Source organism: Streptomyces sp. NPDC005576 (genome assembly GCF_042871745.1).
Lineage (GTDB): Bacteria > Actinomycetota > Actinomycetes > Streptomycetales > Streptomycetaceae > Streptomyces.
This window is the reverse complement of sequence record NZ_JBIAJC010000005.1, coordinates 40098-56551: the sequence shown is the minus strand read 5'-3', so window position 1 is coordinate 56551 and position 16454 is coordinate 40098. Positions and strand designations below refer to the sequence as shown.

Below are 16454 nucleotides of genomic sequence, written 5' to 3'. Positions count from 1 at the left end.
CAGCACGACCACCACGGCCGCCGCCCGCAGAGCGACAGGAGCAACCCCCGATGACGAGCACCGTCCTCACCCACATCTCCGGCCTGGTCACCAACGACCCCTCCCAGGGGGACGGCAGCCCGCTGGGCCTGATCCGGGACGCGGCCGTCGTCATCGACGGCGACCGCATCGCGTGGACCGGCGAAGCCTCCCGCGCCCCCGCCGCCGACCGCGCCGTCGACGCGGGCGGCCGGGCCGTGCTCCCGGGGTTCGTGGACTCCCACTCCCACCTGCTCTTCGCCGGCGACCGCACGGAGGAGTTCAACGCCCGGATGTCCGGGCGCCCGTACTCGGCCGGGGGCGTCCGCACCACCGTCGCCGCCACCCGCGCCGCCACCGACGAGCAGCTCGCCGCGGGGCTCGTGCGCCATCTCGACGAGGCGCTCCGCCAGGGCACCACCACCTTCGAGACCAAGTCCGGCTACGGCCTCACCGTCGCGGACGAGGTCCGCGCCCTGCGCCTGGCCGCCGGCCTCACCGACGAGCTCACCTTCCTCGGCGCCCACGTGGTGCCCCCGGAGTACGAGGACGACCCGGCCGGTTACGTCGCGCTGGTCACCGGCCCGATGCTCGACGCCTGCGCGCCGTACGCCCGCTGGATCGACGTCTTCTGCGAGCGGGGCGCCTTCGACGGGGACCAGGCCCGCGCGGTCCTCACCGCCGGGAAGGCGAAGGGCCTGCTGCCCCGGGTGCACGCCAACCAGCTCGGGCACGGACCGGGCGTGCGGCTGGCGGTGGAACTGGACGCCGCCTCGGCCGACCACTGCACCCACCTCACGGACGCGGACGTCGACGCCCTCGCCGCCGGCAACACCGTCGCCACCCTGCTGCCCGGGGCGGAGTTCTCCACCCGCGCCGCATGGCCCGACGCCCGGCGGCTGCTCGACGCGGGCGTCACCGTCGCCCTCTCCACCGACTGCAACCCGGGCTCGTCCTTCACCTCCTCGATGGCGTTCTGCATCGCCCTCGCCGTACGGGACATGGGCATGACCCCCGACGAGGCGGTCCGGTCCGCCACCGCGGGCGGGGCCGCCGCCCTGCGCCGTACGGACGTCGGCCGGGTCGCCCCGGGCGCCCGCGCCGACCTCCTGATGCTGGACGCGCCCAGCCACGTCCACCTCGCCTACCGGCCGGGCGTCCCGCTGGCGGCCGGCGTCTGGCGGCGCGGTGTCCGGGTGGTGTGAGCGGGCGACCGGGCGACGTACGGCCGGGATCGGGTGGTGTGAGCGGGCGGCCGGGCGACGTACGGCCGGGACGCGCGCGGCCCGCGCGTCGCGAGCCGGCCCGCGCGTCACGGGCCCCGGGAAGCGCGACCGGACGCGCGGGTGGCCGCCCGGAGACTCCGGACGGCCACCCGCGCACCCCGTCAGGTCACTCCTGGACGGTCAGCCCCTCACGGAGCCGGTCCAGCGTCCGCGAGAGCAGGCGGGAGACGTGCATCTGCGAGATGCCCAGCTCCTCGCCGATCTCCGACTGGGTGAGGTTGGTGACGAAGCGCAGCGAGAGGATCAGCCGGTCGCGTGCCGGCAGCGAGGCGATCAGGGGCTTGAGGGACTCGATGTACTCGATCCCCTCCAGCCCGTGGTCCACGTAACCGAGGCGGTCCGCCAGGGACCCCTCGCTCTCGTGGTCGTCGTGCTGGGCGTCCAGCGAACCGGCGCTGTAGGCGTTGCTCGCGGTCAGGCCCTCCGCGACCTCTTCGCGGGTCAGTCCGAGGTGCTCGGCGAGTTCGCCCGTGGTCGGCGCCCGGTCCAGCCGCTGCGACAGTTCGTCGCCCGCCTTGGCCAGGTCGATCCGCAGCTCCTGGAGGCGGCGCGGCACGCGCACGGCCCAGCTGGTGTCGCGGAAGAAACGCTTGATCTCGCCGATGATCGTGGGCATCGCGAAGGTCGGGAACTCGACGCCCCGGCTCAGCTCGAACCGGTCGATCGCCTTGATCAGCCCGATGGTGCCGACCTGGACGATGTCCTCCATCGGTTCGCTGCGGGTACGGAACCGCGAGGCGGCGAACCGGACGAGGGCGAGGTTCAGCTCGACCAGGGTGTTGCGTACGTACGCGTGGGCATGTGTGCCCTCCTCCAGGGTGTCGAGCCGCTCGAAGAGCGTCTTCGACAGCGCGCGGGCGTCGAGCGCTCCGACGGTCGCGGGGGAGGGGATCTCGGGAAGTCCTTCGAGACCTTCGAGGCCGTCGCCGATGGGGTCCCCTTCGCCGGTGGGGGCCATCTCGCCGGTGGGGGCGGCGGAGGTGGCGCCTCCGGCGGCGTCGCCGTCGGAGCTGCTGCGCGGGCCGGGTACGACCCCGCTGGCAGGGAAGTCGGAATTGGTCGGTCCCTGAGGACATGCCGACGCCGCGTCGTGGGTACGCGAACCGTCGAGCCGGGGTGACATGGTTCTCCTTCCAGTGCCTCGGCACAGGACTGCCGAAGCCGTTCGGTGCTGCTGCGGTGAAGCGGCGCCTCCGAAGCCGGTAAGGGGTGGATGAAGCGGGTGTCCCTCTACCCTTACCTGCTCGGCGGCGCGAGTGACAAGCTTCAATTAGGCGTTATGTCCGGTTTGTTGAGATCTCCCGCTACCGCGGGACGGACGGAACGCGTAATGTTTCGCGCAGGTCGCGGCAGTTGCGCGACCACAGGAATGTGGGCGGCTGGCACGCCGCACAAGGCCCCACTGACCAACGGTGAAGAGGGACGGCATGGACCGCGGGACGGTCGGCAGTACGAACCGGGGAAGACTTCAGGTCGAGACCCGGACGGAGGGCGGCAGCGAGATCGTGACGCCGGTGGGTGAGCTTGATCACCACACCGCCGATCTGCTGCGTGAACCTCTGGAGAGCGCCGTCGAGCAGGGCCGGGTGCGCCTGATCGTCGACTGCTCCGGGCTCGAGTTCTGCGACTCCACAGGACTGAACGTCCTGCTCGGCGCGCGGCTCAGGGCGGAGGAGGCCGGCGGGGAGGTCCATCTGGCCGGCATGCGGCCCGTGGTCGCCAGGGTCTTCGAGATCACCGGCGCCGAGGCGGTCTTCACCGTCCATGCCACGCTCCAAGATGCGCTGGGTACCTGAGGTGGCCCTCTCCCGGCGCCCCCGGCCGTCCTTCGCGTCACCATGGTCACGCGATCCGCTGGCCGGAGCGGGTGTCGTCGAGGTTCCGCCGGGCAGGAGAAATTCCGGCGGACCCGCGGAGGCCCGCATCCAAGAATCTGACCTGTATCTGTTCGATGGCGACACGGTGAATCGGTGAGGTGAAGCGCTGATGAGCACCACCCGGCAGCATCCGCCGGGCGGCCTCGGCCGCGAGCCGGACGGAGCGGACACGTCCGCACACGTCCCGGCCGACCGGCAGTGGCGCACCCTCTCCCTGCGGGAGGCCACCGGCATCGTTCCGATGGCCCGTGACTTCGCACGCCAGGCCCTGAACGAATGGGGCTGGCTGCCCGCCGAGGGCGCGGAGCGCCGCGCCGCCGCCGAGGACGTCCTGCTGGTCGTCTCCGAGCTGGTCACCAACGCCTGCCTGCACGCAGGCGGGCCCGAGGAGCTCCGGCTGGGAGCCACCTCCAAGGTGCTCCGGATCGAGGTGGCGGACAACGGCGCCGGACAGCCCGCCCCCCGCACTCCGCACCAGGCCGGTCGGCCCGGCGGCCACGGCATGTTCATCGTGCAGCGGCTCTGCCTGGACTGGGGCGTGCTGCGCGTCCCCGACGTACCCGGCAAGACCGTCTGGGCGGAGCTGGCCGCACCCGAGTAGCGCGGGCAGGGGACAGCTGTTTCCGGCGGCAGACGCGACACCAAGAACGACGACGGAGGGCCGCCGCACCGATCACTCGGTGCGGCGACCGTCCGTCGTCGTTGGTGGTGGGGTCCGCAGTAGGCGGGACGCGTCAGCGCACGTCGCCCATGAGGGCCTTCACCTTGCCGCGGTACATGAAGATCGCACCACCCGCGAGCACCGCGAGCGCGGCCTGGAGGGTGACGATCCCGGTGCCGTTGAGATCCACGCCCGCGATGGAGAGCAGGCTGGTGGTGCAGTCGCCCGCGGTGACCGCGAGGAACCAGACACCCATCATCTGGCTGGCGTACTTGGCGGGAGCCATCTTCGTGGTGACCGAGAGGCCGACCGGGGAGAGCGTCAGCTCACCGACGGTCTGCACGAAGTAGATCGCGACCAGCCACATCGCGGCGGCCTTGTGGCCGTCGGTGGCGATGACCAGCGGCGCCAGGAAGAGGAAGAACGACGCACCGACCAGCACCAGGCCGGAGCTGAACTTCACGATCGTGCTCGGCTCCTTGCCGCGGCGGTTCAGCGCCATCCAGAAGGCGGCGAAGACCGGGGCCAGGGCCATGATCAGGACCGGGTTGACCGACTGGTACCAGGAGACCGGGAACTCCCAGCCGAACACGGTGTTCTTCGCCGACGACTCGGCGAAGATCGCCATCGTCGAGCCGCCCTGGTCGTAGATCATCCAGAAGAGCGCGGCGGCGACGAAGAACCATATGTACCCGGACATCTTCGACTGCTCGGTGTCGCTCAGGTCCTTGTCGCGCTTGATGCGGACCAGGACCATCACCGGGATGACCAGACCGGCCACCGTGATCGGGACCAGCAGCCAGTTCAGCGTGTAGACGCCGGTGACGACCGTGACGATGTAGAAGACGGCGGCGACGGCCAGCCAGATCATCGACTTGCGCAGCGTGGTGGCGCGCTCGACGGCCGAGAGCGGCTTCGGGGTCTCGAAGCTGCGCGCGTCCAGGTGGCGGCTGCCCAGCATGAACTGGACGACGCCGAGCGCCATGCCGAGGGCGGCCAGGGCGAAGCCGAGGTGCCAGTTGACGTTCTCGCCGACGGTGCCGATGGCCAGCGGGGCGACGAAGGCGCCCACGTTGATTCCCATGTAGAAGATCGTGAAGCCACCGTCGCGGCGCGGGTCGTCCGGGCCGTCGTAGAGGTGGCCGACCATCGTCGAGATGTTGGACTTCAGCAGACCCGAACCGACGGCCACGAGACCGAGGCCGAGGAAGAACGTCCCCTCGGAGGGCAGGGCCAGCACGAGGTGGCCGACCATGATCACCGCACCGGCGATGGCCACGGTCTTGCGCGGACCCCAGACCCGGTCGCCGAACCAGCCGCCGGGCATGGCGAGCAGGTAGACGAGCGACAGGTAGACCGAGTAGATCGCCGTCGCCGTGGCCGGGTTCATGTGCAGCCCGTTGGGAGCGATCAGGTAGAGGGGGAGCAGGGCCCTCATGCCGTAGTAGGAAAACCGCTCCCACATCTCGGTCATGAAGAGCGTGGCCAGGCCGCGGGGGTGGCCGAAGAAGGTCGCCCCGCCGGTCTGGCCGGCGGTTTCCTTCGTCAGGCTGGACGCCATGGTCGATCCTTGCTGATGGGGGGACGCGCCGTCGCCGTGACAGCGGGACGCGCCCGGTGGGGGGTGGCCGGCACCGGCGCGCTCAGGGCCCTGCCCCTCGCCTGACAGGGGACTCGCTCCGCCTTCCGGCCTCTGAAGGAGGTACGGAGACGGGGGACCGACCGCATCGGGATCCACGCCCGGTGCGCGTCCTCGCGCTCCGGGCCCGGCCCACAGGTCATTCACTCGTGACAAGACTGGCGGGAACCAGCCCGCACATGAAAGGGACCTCTGGCGCGAAACGCTGCCCAAAGGTCCCCATTAGTGCAACAGGCGTCGCAACACCATACGACACGACCTTGCACCATATGGAAGAGTATGAGACATCGATCACAGGTAGAAGTGGAACCGTAGTCGATCATTCGAAGGTCTTTACGTGGATGAACCCTGGGTCCGCAGGCGTTTCGCAGGGCCTCACTCGGGGCGTCCCGCGCGGACTACCATCACCCCATGACCCGTGTACTGCTCGCAGAGGACGACGCATCCATCTCGGAGCCGCTGGCCCGCGCCCTGCGTCGGGAGGGTTACGAGGTCGAGGTCCGTCAGGACGGCCCGACCGCGCTCGACGCCGGACTCCAGGGCGGCGTGGACCTCGTCGTCCTCGATCTGGGACTGCCCGGCATGGACGGCCTGGAGGTCGCCCGCCGACTGCGCGCCGACGGCCACGCCGTGCCCATCCTGGTGCTGACCGCCCGCGCGGACGAGGTCGACACGGTGGTCGGGTTGGACGCCGGCGCCGACGACTACGTCACCAAGCCCTTCCGGCTCGCCGAACTCCTCGCCCGCGTCCGCGCCCTGCTCCGGCGCGGTGCCGCCGAGCCCGCCCCGCAGCCCGCCACCCACGGCGTACGGATCGACGTCGAGTCGCACCGCGCCTGGATGGGCGACGAGGAGCTCCAGCTCACCGCCAAGGAGTTCGACCTGCTCCGGGTGCTGGTCCGGGACGCCGGCCGGGTCGTCACCCGCGACCAGCTGATGCGCGAGGTCTGGGACACCACTTGGTGGTCGTCGACGAAGACCCTGGACATGCACATCTCCTGGCTCCGCAAGAAGCTCGGCGACGACGCCGCGAACCCCCGCTACATCGCGACCGTCCGCGGCGTCGGCTTCCGCTTCGAGAAGAGCTGACGACCGTCCGGCCCGGCCGGCGGACCCGAACCTGACGGACACCGGAACACGTCGACCCCGACCAGAGCTGACGGGCAGAAGCACCTCATGCGCCGCCGACTGATCAACTCCACGCTCGCCGTGGTGCTCGTGGTGATCGCCGTCTTCGGCATCTCCCTCGTCCTCGTGGAGAGCCGCACCATCAGCAACAGCGCCCAGGAGAGCGTGGACTCCGAGGCGCTGCGGCTGATCAGCGTGGTGGAGAGCCGACTGCTGGGCGAGGAGCGGATCACCGCCACCGTCCTCGACGAGCAGGTCGTCGGCGACCGGTACGCCCGTGTCGAGCTCCCCGGCCGCGCGCCGATCGAGGTCGGTACGCGCCCCGGCGGCAACGCCATCACCTCCGTCGTGGAGGGCGAGGAGGGTGAGCGGGTCACCGTCGAGGAGTCACGGTCCGCCGTCACCCGCGAGGTAGGCCGCACCCTGCTGATCATCGGTGCGGTGGCCCTCCTCGCGATCATCTCGGCGGTCCTCCTCGCCGTTCGCCAGGCCAACCGGCTCACCTCCCCGCTCACCGACCTCGCCGAGACCGCCGAACGCCTCGGCTCCGGTGACCCGCGCCCCCGCCACAAGCGGTACGGGGTGCCCGAGCTGGACCGGGTCGCCGACGTGCTCGACGCCTCCGCCGAGCGGATCGCCCGGATGCTGACGGCCGAGCGGCGGCTCGCCGCCGACGCCTCCCACCAGCTCCGCACCCCGCTCACCGCGCTCTCCATGCGCATCGAGGAAATCTCCGTCACCGACGACCCGGACACGGTGAAGGAGGAGGCGAACATCGCCCTCACCCAGGTCGAGCGCCTCACCGACGTCGTGCAGCGGCTGCTGACCAACGCCCGGGACCCACGCACCGGCTCCGCCGTCGTCTTCGACCTGGACGAGGTCATCAAGCAGCAGATCGAGGAGTGGCGCCCCGCCTACCGCGGCGAGGGCCGCGCCGTCGTGCGCTCCGGCCGGCACGGCCTGCGCGCGGTCGGCACCCCCGGAGCCGTCGCCCAGGTGCTCGCCGCCCTGATCGAGAACGCCCTGATGCACGGCGGCGGCACGGTCGCCCTCCGCACCCGCATCACCGGCAATCAGGTCGTCGTGGAGGTCACCGACGAGGGCGCGGGCGTCCCCGCCGACCTGGGGGCCCGGATCTTCGAACGCTCCATCAGCGGGCGGAACTCCACCGGCATCGGTCTCGCGGTCGCCCGCGACCTCGCCGAGGCCGACGGCGGCAGGCTCGAACTGCTCCAGCAGCAGCCGCCCGTCTTCGCCCTCTTCCTCGGCAGCGTCGCCCGCCCTCCTCAGGAACAGGAACGCCCGGTCCGCTGAGAGCGGGACCGGGCAGGGCGGGCGGGACCGGGCAGTGCCCCAGGGCCCTCAGTTCCGTACGGTGTCCGGTGCCACCGGCTCCGACGGCTGTCGTCGGCCGGGAAGACTCTCCGCGACCACCACGGCCTCCTCCGCGGGGAGGCTCTTGAAGACCCAGCTGCGGTACGACCAGAAGCGGAAGAGCGTGGCGATCCCGATGCCCACGACCTTGGCGACATTGCTCTGCACCGGGGTGTCCCAGCCGAAGCCGTACGTCGCCGCGTACAGCACGCCCGTCTCGATCACCGCTCCCACCGCGCTGAACAGCAGGAACAGCGTCAGCTCGCGGGTCCGGCCGCTCTTGTCGCGGTCCCGGTAGGTCCAGTGACGGAACCCGACGTAGTTGAAGAGGATGGCCACACAGGTGGCCATCAGTCCGGCCCGCACCGTCGGAATGTCCGTGGTGCGCCAGATCAGGTTGGAGACGGCGATGTTGACCACCAGTCCCAGCGCGCCGACCACGCCGAACTTGGCGACCTCGCGGGCCAGCCGATCAAGCCGGGTTCGCAGTGCGCCCCGTTCGCTCATGATGATCGTTCAGCCCCGTCCGGTCGGTTTGGTCAACGCGCACATGCTAACCAGCCCGGCCGTGTGACGCCCATGGGCCGAGGTCACGGCCTGCGGGACAGCCCCGGTCGCCGCGGGGGGCGGGGAGCCCTTCCGGGCCAGAGTCGGGGGGTACCGGGACGGCGGATACCCTGGGGTGGTGACGTTCCCGGTAGTCGGCATGGTCGGCGGCGGTCAGCTCGCCCGCATGACCCACGAGGCGGGCATCCCCCTCGGCCTGACATTCAAGCTGCTCAGTGACACCCCGCAGGACTCCGCCGCCCAGGTGGTGAACGAGGTCGTCGTCGGCGACTATCGCGACCTGGACACCCTCCGCGCCTTCGCGCGCGGCTGCGACGTGATCACTTTCGACCACGAGCACGTGCCCGTCGAGCACCTGCGGGCCCTGGAGGCCGACGGCATCGCCGTCCGCCCCGGCCCCGACGCTCTGCGGCACGCCCAGGACAAGGGCGTGATGCGGGCCCGGCTCACCGAGCTGGGCGTTCCCTGCCCCCGCCACCGCATCGTCGCGGACCCCGCCGACGTCACCGCCTTCGCGGGCGAGGGCGACGGCTACCCGGTGATCCTCAAGACGGTCCGCGGCGGCTACGACGGCAAGGGCGTCTGGGTGGTGCGCTCCGAGGCGGACGCCGCCGAGCCCTTCCGCGCCGGAGTCCCGGTCCTCGCCGAGGAGAAGGTCGACTTCGTGCGGGAGCTCGCGGCGAACATCGTCCGCTCCCCGCACGGCCAGGCCGTCGCCTACCCCGTCGTGGAATCCGTCCAGGTCGACGGCGTCTGCGACACCGTCATCGCCCCGGCCCCCGACCTCGACGAGAAGCTCGCCGGCGAGGCCCAGCAGCTCGCGCTGCGGATCGGCGCCGAACTCGGCGTCGTCGGCCACCTCGCCGTCGAGCTCTTCGAGGTCCGCGGCGCCGACGGGACTCCCGGCATCCTCGTCAACGAACTCGCCATGCGCCCGCACAACTCCGGGCACTGGACCCAGGACGGCGCGATCACCTCGCAGTTCGCCAACCACGTCCGCGCCGTGCTCGACCTGCCGCTCGGCGACCCGCGCCCGCGCGCCCCCTGGACGGTCATGTGCAACGTCCTGGGCGGCGACTACCCCGACATGTACCAGGGGTACCTGCACTGCATGGCCCGGGACCCGCAGCTCAAGATCCACATGTACGGCAAGGACGTGAAGCCCGGCCGCAAGGTCGGACACGTCAACACCTACGGCGACGATCTGACGGACGTGCGGGAGCGCGCCCGGCACGCGGCCGACTACCTCCGAGGGACGATCACCGAATGACAGACCCGCGCACCGCACCCGTGGTCGGCATCGTCATGGGGTCCGACTCCGACTGGCCCGTGATGGAGGCCGCCGCCCAGGCCCTGGACGAATTCGGCATCGCGTACGAGGTGGACGTCGTCTCCGCCCACCGGATGCCCCGCGAGATGATCGCGTACGGCGAGCAGGCGGCCGGCCGCGGCCTGAAGGCGATCGTCGCGGGCGCGGGCGGCGCCGCCCACCTGCCCGGCATGCTGGCCTCCGTCACCCCGCTGCCCGTCATCGGCGTCCCCGTACCGCTGAAGTACCTGGACGGCATGGACAGCCTGCTCTCCATCGTGCAGATGCCCGCCGGCGTCCCTGTCGCCACCGTCTCCGTCGGCGGCGCACGCAACGCCGGACTCCTCGCCGCCCGCATCCTCGCCACCGGCGACGAAGCACTCCGCGACCGGATGACCGCCTTCCTCGGCGAGCTCAACGAACAGGCCACCGAGAAGGGCCGGCGACTGCGGGCCAAGGTCGAGGGCGCCGACTCCTTCGGTTTCGGGAAGTAGGCTCCCCGCCCATGAACCAGACGGAAACCACGGCTCACGCGGACCACCTGCGGCGGGCCCGGGACCTCCTCGCCGTCCACCCCGTCGTCGACGGTCACAACGACCTTCCATGGGCCCTGCGCGAACAGGCCGGCTACGACCTGAACGCCCGTGACATCGCCCAGGACCAGACCGGCCACCTCCACACCGACCTGCCCCGCCTCCGCTCCGGAGGCGTCGGCGCGCAGTTCTGGTCGGTGTTCGTGCGCTCCGACTTCAGCGGCGACGCCGCCGTCAGTGCCACCCTGGAACAGATCGACATCGTCGGTGAGATGCAGACGCGCTACCCCGCGCACCTGCGCCGGGCGCTGACCGCCGACGACATGGAGGCGGCCCGCACCGAGGGCCGTATCGCCTCCCTGATGGGGGCCGAGGGCGGCCACTCCATCAACAACTCGCTGGCCACCCTCCGTGCCCTGCACACCCTCGGCGTCCGCTACATGACGCTGACGCACAACGACAACATCGACTGGGCGGACTCGGCGACCGACGTCGAGCGCCTCGGCGGACTCTCCGAGTTCGGCCGCGAGGTCGTCCGCGAGATGAATCGTTGCGGCATGCTCGTCGACCTCTCGCACGTGTCACCCGGCACGATGCGCGACGCCATCGCCACCAGCGAGGCGCCCGTGGTCTTCTCGCACTCCTCGGCCCGAGCCGTCTGCGACCACCCGCGCAACGTCCCCGACGACGTGCTCCTCTCGCTCCGCGACAACGGCGGGGTCGCGATGGTCACCTTCGTACCCAAGTTCGTGCTGCCGGCCGCCGTCGAGTGGACGCTGGCCGCCGACCGGAACATGCGCGAACACGGGCTGCACCACCTCGACACCTCCCCGCAGGCCATGCGCATCCACGAGGACTTCGAGGAGGCCAACCCGCGCCCGTACGCCACGGTCGCCACCATCGCGGACCACCTCGACCACATGCGCGAGGTGGCCGGCGTCGACCACATCGGCATCGGCGGCGACTACGACGGCACGCCGTTCCTCCCCCGGGGCCTGGAAGACGTCTCCGGCTACCCGAACCTGATCGCGGAGCTGCTGCGCCGCAACTGGTCCGAGGCCGACCTCGCCAAGCTCACCTGGCGGAACGCGGTGCGCGTGCTGCGCGACGCCGAGGCAGTCGCCCGCGACCTCCAGTTCCGCCGGAGCCCGTCCCACGCCACCATCGAGCAGCTGGACGCCAAGCCCCGGGCCTGACCCGTTCCGTACGGGCCCGCAGAGACACAGGCCCGTACGTACGCCGGGAGGCCGCACCCGGTTGTTTCCGGGGCGGCCTCCCGGCGTACGTACGGAGCTGCGCCGGCGGTCAGGCGGTCGGGCGGCCCATCGCCCGGTACGTCCAGCCGGCCGCGCGCCACACCGCGCTGTCCAGCGCGTTGCGGCCGTCCAGCACGATGCGTCGCGCGGCGACCTCGCCCAGCGCCGCCGGGTCCAGCTCACGGAACTCCCGCCACTCCGTCAGGTGCAGCACCACGTCCGCGCCGCGCACGGCGTCCAGCGCGGTCTCCGCGTATCCGAGGGTCGGGAAGAGGCGGCGGGCGTTGTTCATGCCCTTCGGGTCGAAGACGGTGACCTGCCCGCCCTGGAGGTGGATCTGACCGGCCACGTTCAGCGCGGGGGAGTCGCGCACGTCGTCCGAGTCGGGCTTGAAGGTCGCGCCCAGCACCGCCACCCGGGTGCCGAGGAACGAGCTGCCGCCCACGGCCTCCCGGGCCAGCTCCACCATGTGGCCCCGGCGGCGCATGTTGATCGAGTCCACCTCGCGCAGGAACGTCAGCGCCTGGTCGGCGCCCAGCTCACCGGCGCGCGCCATGAAGGCGCGGATGTCCTTGGGCAGGCACCCGCCACCGAAGCCGATGCCGGCGCGCAGGAACTTCGAGCCGATCCGCTCGTCGTACCCGATCGCCTCCGCCAGCTTCACCACGTCACCGTCGGCCGCCTCGCAGACCTCGGCCATCGCGTTGATGAACGAGATCTTGGTGGCGAGGAAGGAGTTCGCCGAGGTCTTCACCAGTTCGGCGGTGGGGAAGTCGGTGACCACGAAGGGGGAGCCCTCCGCGACCGGAACGGCGTACACCTCGCGCAGCAGCTTCTCGGAGAGCTCGCTCTCCACCCCGACGACGATCCGGTCCGGGTGCAGGGTGTCCTTCACGGCGAAGCCCTCGCGCAGGAACTCCGGGTTCCAGGCCAGCTCCACGTCCGTGCCCACCGGCGCCAGCTCCGCCAGCAGCTTCGCCAGCCGGGCCGCCGAACCGACCGGCACGGTCGACTTGCCGACCACCAGCGCCGGGCGCGTCAGGTGCGGGGCGAGCGAGGCGAAGGCGCTGTCCACGTAACTCATGTCGCAGGCGTACTCGCCGTGCTTCTGCGGGGTGTTCACGCAGACGAAGTGCACGTCGCCGAAGGCGCCGACCTCCTCCCAGGAGGTGGTGAAGCGCAGCCGGCCCGTGGAACCCGGAATCCCGGCCACGTGCTTCTGCAGGATCTCCTCCAGACCGGGCTCGTACATCGGCACCCGGCCCGCCTGGAGCAGTTCGATCTTCTCCGGCACCACGTCGAGCCCGAGCACTTCGAACCCCAGCTCCGCCATGGCCGCGGCATGGGTGGCGCCGAGGTAGCCGGTGCCGATCACAGTGATCCTGAGGGCCATGGGTGCTCCTGGATGAAACGGACGGACGTGCCTCGCCGAGCATAGTCGTGGCCGTGTCGGGGCCGTCCGGCCGCCGTTTCCGACCGTTCTGCCCCGCTTGCAGCGGGTATGGGCATCGCCGCGACCGCCGCCCGACCGCCGCCCCGCCCTGCCGTCGGGGCGCTGTCGTCAAGCTCACGCGCTCCTTACGTAGGCCGCTGCGCGCAGCCGGGACTAAAATTGGGTTACTGAACGGTAGTTAGCATCCTTGGGGAGTGAGCGTCTTGGCGGGTTCGACCGATTTCGACCTTTACCGTCCGGCCGAGGAGCACGAGATGCTCCGCGACACCATCCGGTCGCTCGCCGAGGCGAAGATCGCGCCCTTCGCCGCGGCCGTGGACGAGGAGGGCCGCTTCCCGCAGGAGGCGCTGGACGCCCTCGTCGCCGCCGACCTGCACGCGGTCCACGTACCGGAGGAGTACGGCGGCGCCGGCGCCGACGCGCTCGCCACGGTCATCGTGATCGAGGAGGTGGCGCGCGCCTGCGCGTCCTCCTCCCTCATCCCGGCCGTCAACAAGCTCGGTTCCCTCCCGGTGATCCTCTCCGGCTCCGAGGCGCTGAAGAAGAAGTACCTGGGCCCGCTCGCCAAGGGCGACGCGATGTTCTCGTACGCGCTCTCCGAGCCGGACGCGGGCTCCGACGCGGCCGGCATGAAGACCAAGGCCGTCCGCGACGGCGACTTCTGGGTCCTCAACGGCGTGAAGCGCTGGATCACCAACGCGGGCGTCTCCGAGTACTACACGGTCATGGCCGTCACCGACCCGACCAAGCGCTCCAAGGGCATCTCCGCGTTCGTCGTCGAGAAGTCCGACGAGGGTGTCTCCTTCGGCGCCCCGGAGAAGAAGCTCGGCATCAAGGGCTCCCCGACCCGCGAGATCTACTTCGACAACGTCCGCATTCCCGCCGACCGCATGATCGGCGAGGAGGGCACCGGCTTCGCCACCGCGATGAAGACCCTGGACCACACCCGCATCACCATCGCGGCCCAGGCGCTCGGCATCGCCCAGGGCGCCCTCGACTACGCCAAGGGCTACGTCCAGGAGCGCAAGCAGTTCGGCAAGCCGATCGCGGACTTCCAGGGCATCCAGTTCATGCTCGCCGACATGGCGATGAAGCTGGAAGCCGCCCGCCAGCTCACCTACAGCGCCGCCGCCAAGTCCCAGCGCCTCGACAGCGACCTGACCTTCTTCGGCGCCGCCGCCAAGTGCTTCGCCTCCGACGTCGCCATGGAGGTCACCACCGACGCCGTCCAGCTCCTCGGCGGCTACGGCTACACCCGTGACTACCCGGTCGAGCGCATGATGCGCGATGCCAAGATCACCCAGATTTATGAAGGTACGAATCAGGTCCAGCGGATCGTCATGGCGAGGAACCTGCCGTAACAGGATTCCCCGCAGTCGACAGAGGCCCCCGGCACCCAAGCCACGCCGGGGGCCTCTCGCAGGACCGGGGCGAGTCGGAGAGGTCCGGTGAGCTATGCCCGGTAGAGCGAAGGGCGCTCGGCCACCTGGGCAGGGCTGAGCCTCTCCACGGTCAGATTTCCGGTCCACAGCTGATCCCGGTTGGCACAGGTGGCTTCGAAGACGGCGCGCTTCCCACCGGGCTCCAGCTTCCAGCCCCGGTCGGGGAAGTGGGCGATACGGTCGCTGCCGCAGACGAACGCCCGAGTCGCCTGGATCAGAATCCACTGCGCGAGTTCGGCGTCCTTGGCCGCGGGCCTGCAACAGGAACGGGCCATCTGCCACAGCCGTGGCCACTCGACACCGGGGGTCAGAGGGCCGATCACGGCCACGTCCCCGATACGTCGTTCGTCAAGGTGGTGCGTGGCACATCCGACGACCGTGCTGAACATCCCGAACACCGTGACCCGGCCTCGACCGGTCAGGCCCTCGTCATCACTGCTCATCCTTGAACCCCTGGCTGTGGCGGCCCGGACGCCTCAAGCGCGCCCGGACCGCTTCGGTCGATCGAGAGTGGGATCAGCAGCCGTCGCCGTCACCACAGCACGCGGGCGGGTTGCAGTCCTTCGCCGCGCCCCACAGGCGGTCGTCCACGTGGAACCCGGCGGCCCTGACGCGGTCCACCACGGAACCGATCAGCGGGCGGGTGCGGGCGGTGACCTTGGGCTCGTGTCCGAGGAAGAACCCGAACTGTTCCTCGCACCAGGTGGCGTACGCCTGAGTGTGGAGCACGAACGAGTGCCAGCCGGGGTCAACGGTGTAGGACGGGGTCATGTCGAACGCTCGGGTGTCGCCCATCACCTTGAGGAAGGCAAGGGCCTGGTCCACGATGCGGCGTGCGGCGGACAGCTCGTGTCCGTACTCCTCCGCGCAGAACTCCGACACCTTCTCGAACAGTTCGGGACTGACGAGGTCCCGCCCGTGCCGTAAGGCGACGGGGGATTCCAGCATGGTCGTCACAGGGAGACTCCCTCTCTCAACGGTTTCCGAGGTCGATGGAATGACCCTAGGAAACGAGGAATGGAGTCGGCCACGGCCTTGCACCAGCTTGCACGCCAACTACTCGAGAGAGGTGATCGCGTCAGAGATCAGAGCCCGGGCGGGGGCACCATAGACGGCGAGCTTGGCCAACTCGGAGAACGCCTTGGCGTACGTGGCAACCTCGCTGGGTGCCGTGACGTTCACCGCGGCCGTGAGCAGCTCCACACTCGCCTGGCGGGCGTCGAAGAGATAGAAGGCTTCAAGGGGCCAGACAAGCCGCTGGGCGGTGAAAGGGATCACCCCGAGACTCACGTTCGGAAGCGCCATGACGGCCAGCAGGTAGCCGAGCTGTCCAGCCATGGCGGGAGCGTCTCCGACGCGATAGCGGAGCACCGTCTCCTCCAACAGCAGAGCGAAGCGGTGGTCGCCCTCATGGAGGACGCGTGAGCGTTCGATTCGGGACGCCGCCGCCCTCTGCGAGTCGTCAGGGGTGCCCTGAAAGGCGGCAATGGTCGATAGCAGAGCTGCCGCGTATGCCTCGGTCTGGAGGATGCCCGGTACCACGTTCGAGCAGTACACGCGGAAGTGGCGGGTCTGCTCGTAGAGAGGGACAACCTCTTCCTGCGCCCGGCGCATGCCGTGCCGATGCAGCTTCTGCCAGTGGACGTACATCTGGTCGGCTTGGCGGTTCGCCGCGATCAGGTCGTCCGTCTGCCCCTCTGCTCCACACGCTTCGCACCAGGCGCGGATGTCGGCGGCCGAAGCGGGGGTCTTGGCCCGCTCGATGCGGGACGACTTCGCGGGGCTCCAACCGCACCGAAGAGCCAACTCATGCCCGGTCAGCTCCGCGTCTTTGCGTAGGCCCCCGAGGCGGGCGGCGATGGCTTCACGGGCGGCCTGGGCGCTGGACGAGGGGGACGCAGACATGAGTGG

16 protein-coding genes are annotated in these 16454 nt (G+C 70.5%); 9 read left to right on the top strand and 7 right to left on the bottom strand.

Annotated elements, in window-relative coordinates:
- Positions 1–50 precede the first annotated feature (50 nt).
- Positions 51–1223: an imidazolonepropionase gene (gene hutI / locus ACFYPN_RS10260; RefSeq protein ID WP_389297650.1), complete on the top strand. Its 1173-nt coding sequence runs from the start codon at positions 51–53 to the stop codon at positions 1221–1223.
- Between the two features lie 187 nt (positions 1224–1410).
- On the opposite strand, the gene ACFYPN_RS10255 is transcribed toward hutI, so the two are convergent.
- Positions 1411–2427 carry an RNA polymerase sigma factor SigF gene (locus ACFYPN_RS10255; RefSeq protein ID WP_358755998.1) on the bottom strand — a complete coding sequence of 339 codons (1017 nt, stop codon included), beginning with the start codon at positions 2425–2427 and terminating at the stop codon, positions 1411–1413.
- 304 nt (positions 2428–2731) lie between these two features.
- Between ACFYPN_RS10255 and ACFYPN_RS10250 the strand changes: the two genes are divergently transcribed.
- Together ACFYPN_RS10250 and ACFYPN_RS10245 are read left to right on the top strand one after the other, a co-directional pair.
- A complete protein-coding gene (locus ACFYPN_RS10250) occupies positions 2732–3100 on the top strand; it encodes an STAS domain-containing protein (protein ID WP_358756000.1) in 369 nt (122 codons plus the stop codon).
- Between the two features lie 190 nt (positions 3101–3290).
- Positions 3291–3782, top strand: coding sequence for an ATP-binding protein (locus tag ACFYPN_RS10245; protein WP_358756002.1), 492 nt, complete (start codon positions 3291–3293; stop codon positions 3780–3782).
- 133 nt (positions 3783–3915) lie between these two features.
- Here the strand turns inward: ACFYPN_RS10245 and ACFYPN_RS10240 are convergent, their stop codons facing one another.
- The gene (locus ACFYPN_RS10240) at positions 3916–5403 is read right to left on the bottom strand and encodes an oligopeptide:H+ symporter (protein WP_358756004.1); all 1488 of its coding nucleotides are present in this window, start codon (positions 5401–5403) and stop codon (positions 3916–3918) included.
- A 489-nt stretch (positions 5404–5892) separates the two neighbouring features.
- Here ACFYPN_RS10240 and ACFYPN_RS10235 point away from each other — a divergent pair, with 489 nt between their 5' ends.
- Both ACFYPN_RS10235 and ACFYPN_RS10230 read left to right on the top strand, forming a co-directional pair.
- Complete coding sequence (locus ACFYPN_RS10235) at positions 5893–6570, top strand: response regulator transcription factor (RefSeq protein ID WP_327176135.1); 678 nt, start codon at positions 5893–5895, stop codon at positions 6568–6570.
- A gap of 87 nt (positions 6571–6657) precedes the next feature.
- Positions 6658–7923, top strand: coding sequence for an ATP-binding protein (locus tag ACFYPN_RS10230; RefSeq protein WP_358756006.1), 1266 nt, complete (start codon positions 6658–6660; stop codon positions 7921–7923).
- Positions 7924–7971: 48 nt separating this feature from the next.
- Here the strand turns inward: ACFYPN_RS10230 and ACFYPN_RS10225 are convergent, their stop codons facing one another.
- Positions 7972–8490, bottom strand: a complete 519-nt coding sequence (locus tag ACFYPN_RS10225) for a GtrA family protein (RefSeq protein WP_358756008.1) — start codon at positions 8488–8490, stop codon at positions 7972–7974.
- 199 nt (positions 8491–8689) lie between these two features.
- On the opposite strand from ACFYPN_RS10225, the gene ACFYPN_RS10220 reads away from it, so the two are divergent.
- The 3 genes from ACFYPN_RS10220 to ACFYPN_RS10210 are packed head-to-tail and all read left to right on the top strand — an operon-like array spanning position 8690 to position 11588.
- Positions 8690–9820 (top strand): 5-(carboxyamino)imidazole ribonucleotide synthase, encoded by a 1131-nt coding sequence (locus ACFYPN_RS10220; RefSeq protein WP_358756105.1) that lies wholly within the window; start codon positions 8690–8692, stop codon positions 9818–9820.
- Positions 9817–10353: a 5-(carboxyamino)imidazole ribonucleotide mutase gene (purE, locus tag ACFYPN_RS10215; RefSeq protein WP_358756010.1), complete on the top strand. Its 537-nt coding sequence runs from the start codon at positions 9817–9819 to the stop codon at positions 10351–10353. The genes ACFYPN_RS10220 and purE overlap by 4 nt, the downstream gene beginning before the upstream one ends.
- A gap of 11 nt (positions 10354–10364) precedes the next feature.
- Positions 10365–11588 (top strand): dipeptidase, encoded by a 1224-nt coding sequence (locus tag ACFYPN_RS10210; protein ID WP_358756012.1) that lies wholly within the window; start codon positions 10365–10367, stop codon positions 11586–11588.
- A gap of 109 nt (positions 11589–11697) precedes the next feature.
- Here ACFYPN_RS10210 and ACFYPN_RS10205 read toward each other — a convergent pair whose 3' ends face one another.
- On the bottom strand, positions 11698–13041 hold the full coding sequence (locus ACFYPN_RS10205) for a UDP-glucose/GDP-mannose dehydrogenase family protein (RefSeq protein ID WP_358756014.1): 1344 nt from the start codon (positions 13039–13041) through the stop codon (positions 11698–11700).
- A gap of 263 nt (positions 13042–13304) precedes the next feature.
- On the opposite strand from ACFYPN_RS10205, the gene ACFYPN_RS10200 reads away from it, so the two are divergent.
- Positions 13305–14462 (top strand): acyl-CoA dehydrogenase, encoded by a 1158-nt coding sequence (locus tag ACFYPN_RS10200; protein WP_358756107.1) that lies wholly within the window; start codon positions 13305–13307, stop codon positions 14460–14462.
- 92 nt (positions 14463–14554) lie between these two features.
- On the opposite strand, the gene ACFYPN_RS10195 is transcribed toward ACFYPN_RS10200, so the two are convergent.
- From ACFYPN_RS10195 to ACFYPN_RS10185, 3 genes are all read right to left on the bottom strand, one after another.
- A complete protein-coding gene (locus tag ACFYPN_RS10195; RefSeq protein WP_358756016.1) occupies positions 14555–14986 on the bottom strand; it encodes a hypothetical protein in 432 nt (143 codons plus the stop codon).
- A gap of 73 nt (positions 14987–15059) precedes the next feature.
- Positions 15060–15491 carry a hypothetical protein gene (locus ACFYPN_RS10190; RefSeq protein ID WP_358756109.1) on the bottom strand — a complete coding sequence of 144 codons (432 nt, stop codon included), beginning with the start codon at positions 15489–15491 and terminating at the stop codon, positions 15060–15062.
- A 108-nt stretch (positions 15492–15599) separates the two neighbouring features.
- Positions 15600–16448 carry a helix-turn-helix transcriptional regulator gene (locus ACFYPN_RS10185; RefSeq protein ID WP_358756018.1) on the bottom strand — a complete coding sequence of 283 codons (849 nt, stop codon included), beginning with the start codon at positions 16446–16448 and terminating at the stop codon, positions 15600–15602.
- Positions 16449–16454 lie beyond the last annotated feature (6 nt).

Excerpts from the sequence above, each read along its gene's own strand:
- ACFYPN_RS10185 (WP_358756018.1), bottom strand. The coding sequence starts at position 16,448 with ATGTCTGCGTCCCCCTCGTCCAGCGCCCAGGCCGCCCGTGAAGCCATC.
- ACFYPN_RS10255 (WP_358755998.1), bottom strand. The coding sequence starts at position 2,427 with ATGTCACCCCGGCTCGACGGTTCGCGTACCCACGACGCGGCGTCGGCA.
- ACFYPN_RS10230 (WP_358756006.1), top strand. The coding sequence starts at position 6,658 with ATGCGCCGCCGACTGATCAACTCCACGCTCGCCGTGGTGCTCGTGGTG.
- ACFYPN_RS10210 (WP_358756012.1), top strand. The coding sequence starts at position 10,365 with ATGAACCAGACGGAAACCACGGCTCACGCGGACCACCTGCGGCGGGCC.
- ACFYPN_RS10250 (WP_358756000.1), top strand. The coding sequence starts at position 2,732 with ATGGACCGCGGGACGGTCGGCAGTACGAACCGGGGAAGACTTCAGGTC.
- ACFYPN_RS10195 (WP_358756016.1), bottom strand. The coding sequence starts at position 14,986 with ATGAGCAGTGATGACGAGGGCCTGACCGGTCGAGGCCGGGTCACGGTG.
- purE (WP_358756010.1), top strand. The coding sequence starts at position 9,817 with ATGACAGACCCGCGCACCGCACCCGTGGTCGGCATCGTCATGGGGTCC.
- ACFYPN_RS10245 (WP_358756002.1), top strand. The coding sequence starts at position 3,291 with ATGAGCACCACCCGGCAGCATCCGCCGGGCGGCCTCGGCCGCGAGCCG.
- ACFYPN_RS10235 (WP_327176135.1), top strand. The coding sequence starts at position 5,893 with ATGACCCGTGTACTGCTCGCAGAGGACGACGCATCCATCTCGGAGCCG.
- ACFYPN_RS10205 (WP_358756014.1), bottom strand. The coding sequence starts at position 13,041 with ATGGCCCTCAGGATCACTGTGATCGGCACCGGCTACCTCGGCGCCACC.
- ACFYPN_RS10220 (WP_358756105.1), top strand. The coding sequence starts at position 8,690 with ATGGTCGGCGGCGGTCAGCTCGCCCGCATGACCCACGAGGCGGGCATC.
- hutI (WP_389297650.1), top strand. The coding sequence starts at position 51 with ATGACGAGCACCGTCCTCACCCACATCTCCGGCCTGGTCACCAACGAC.
- ACFYPN_RS10240 (WP_358756004.1), bottom strand. The coding sequence starts at position 5,403 with ATGGCGTCCAGCCTGACGAAGGAAACCGCCGGCCAGACCGGCGGGGCG.
- ACFYPN_RS10225 (WP_358756008.1), bottom strand. The coding sequence starts at position 8,490 with ATGAGCGAACGGGGCGCACTGCGAACCCGGCTTGATCGGCTGGCCCGC.
- ACFYPN_RS10190 (WP_358756109.1), bottom strand. The coding sequence starts at position 15,491 with ATGCTGGAATCCCCCGTCGCCTTACGGCACGGGCGGGACCTCGTCAGT.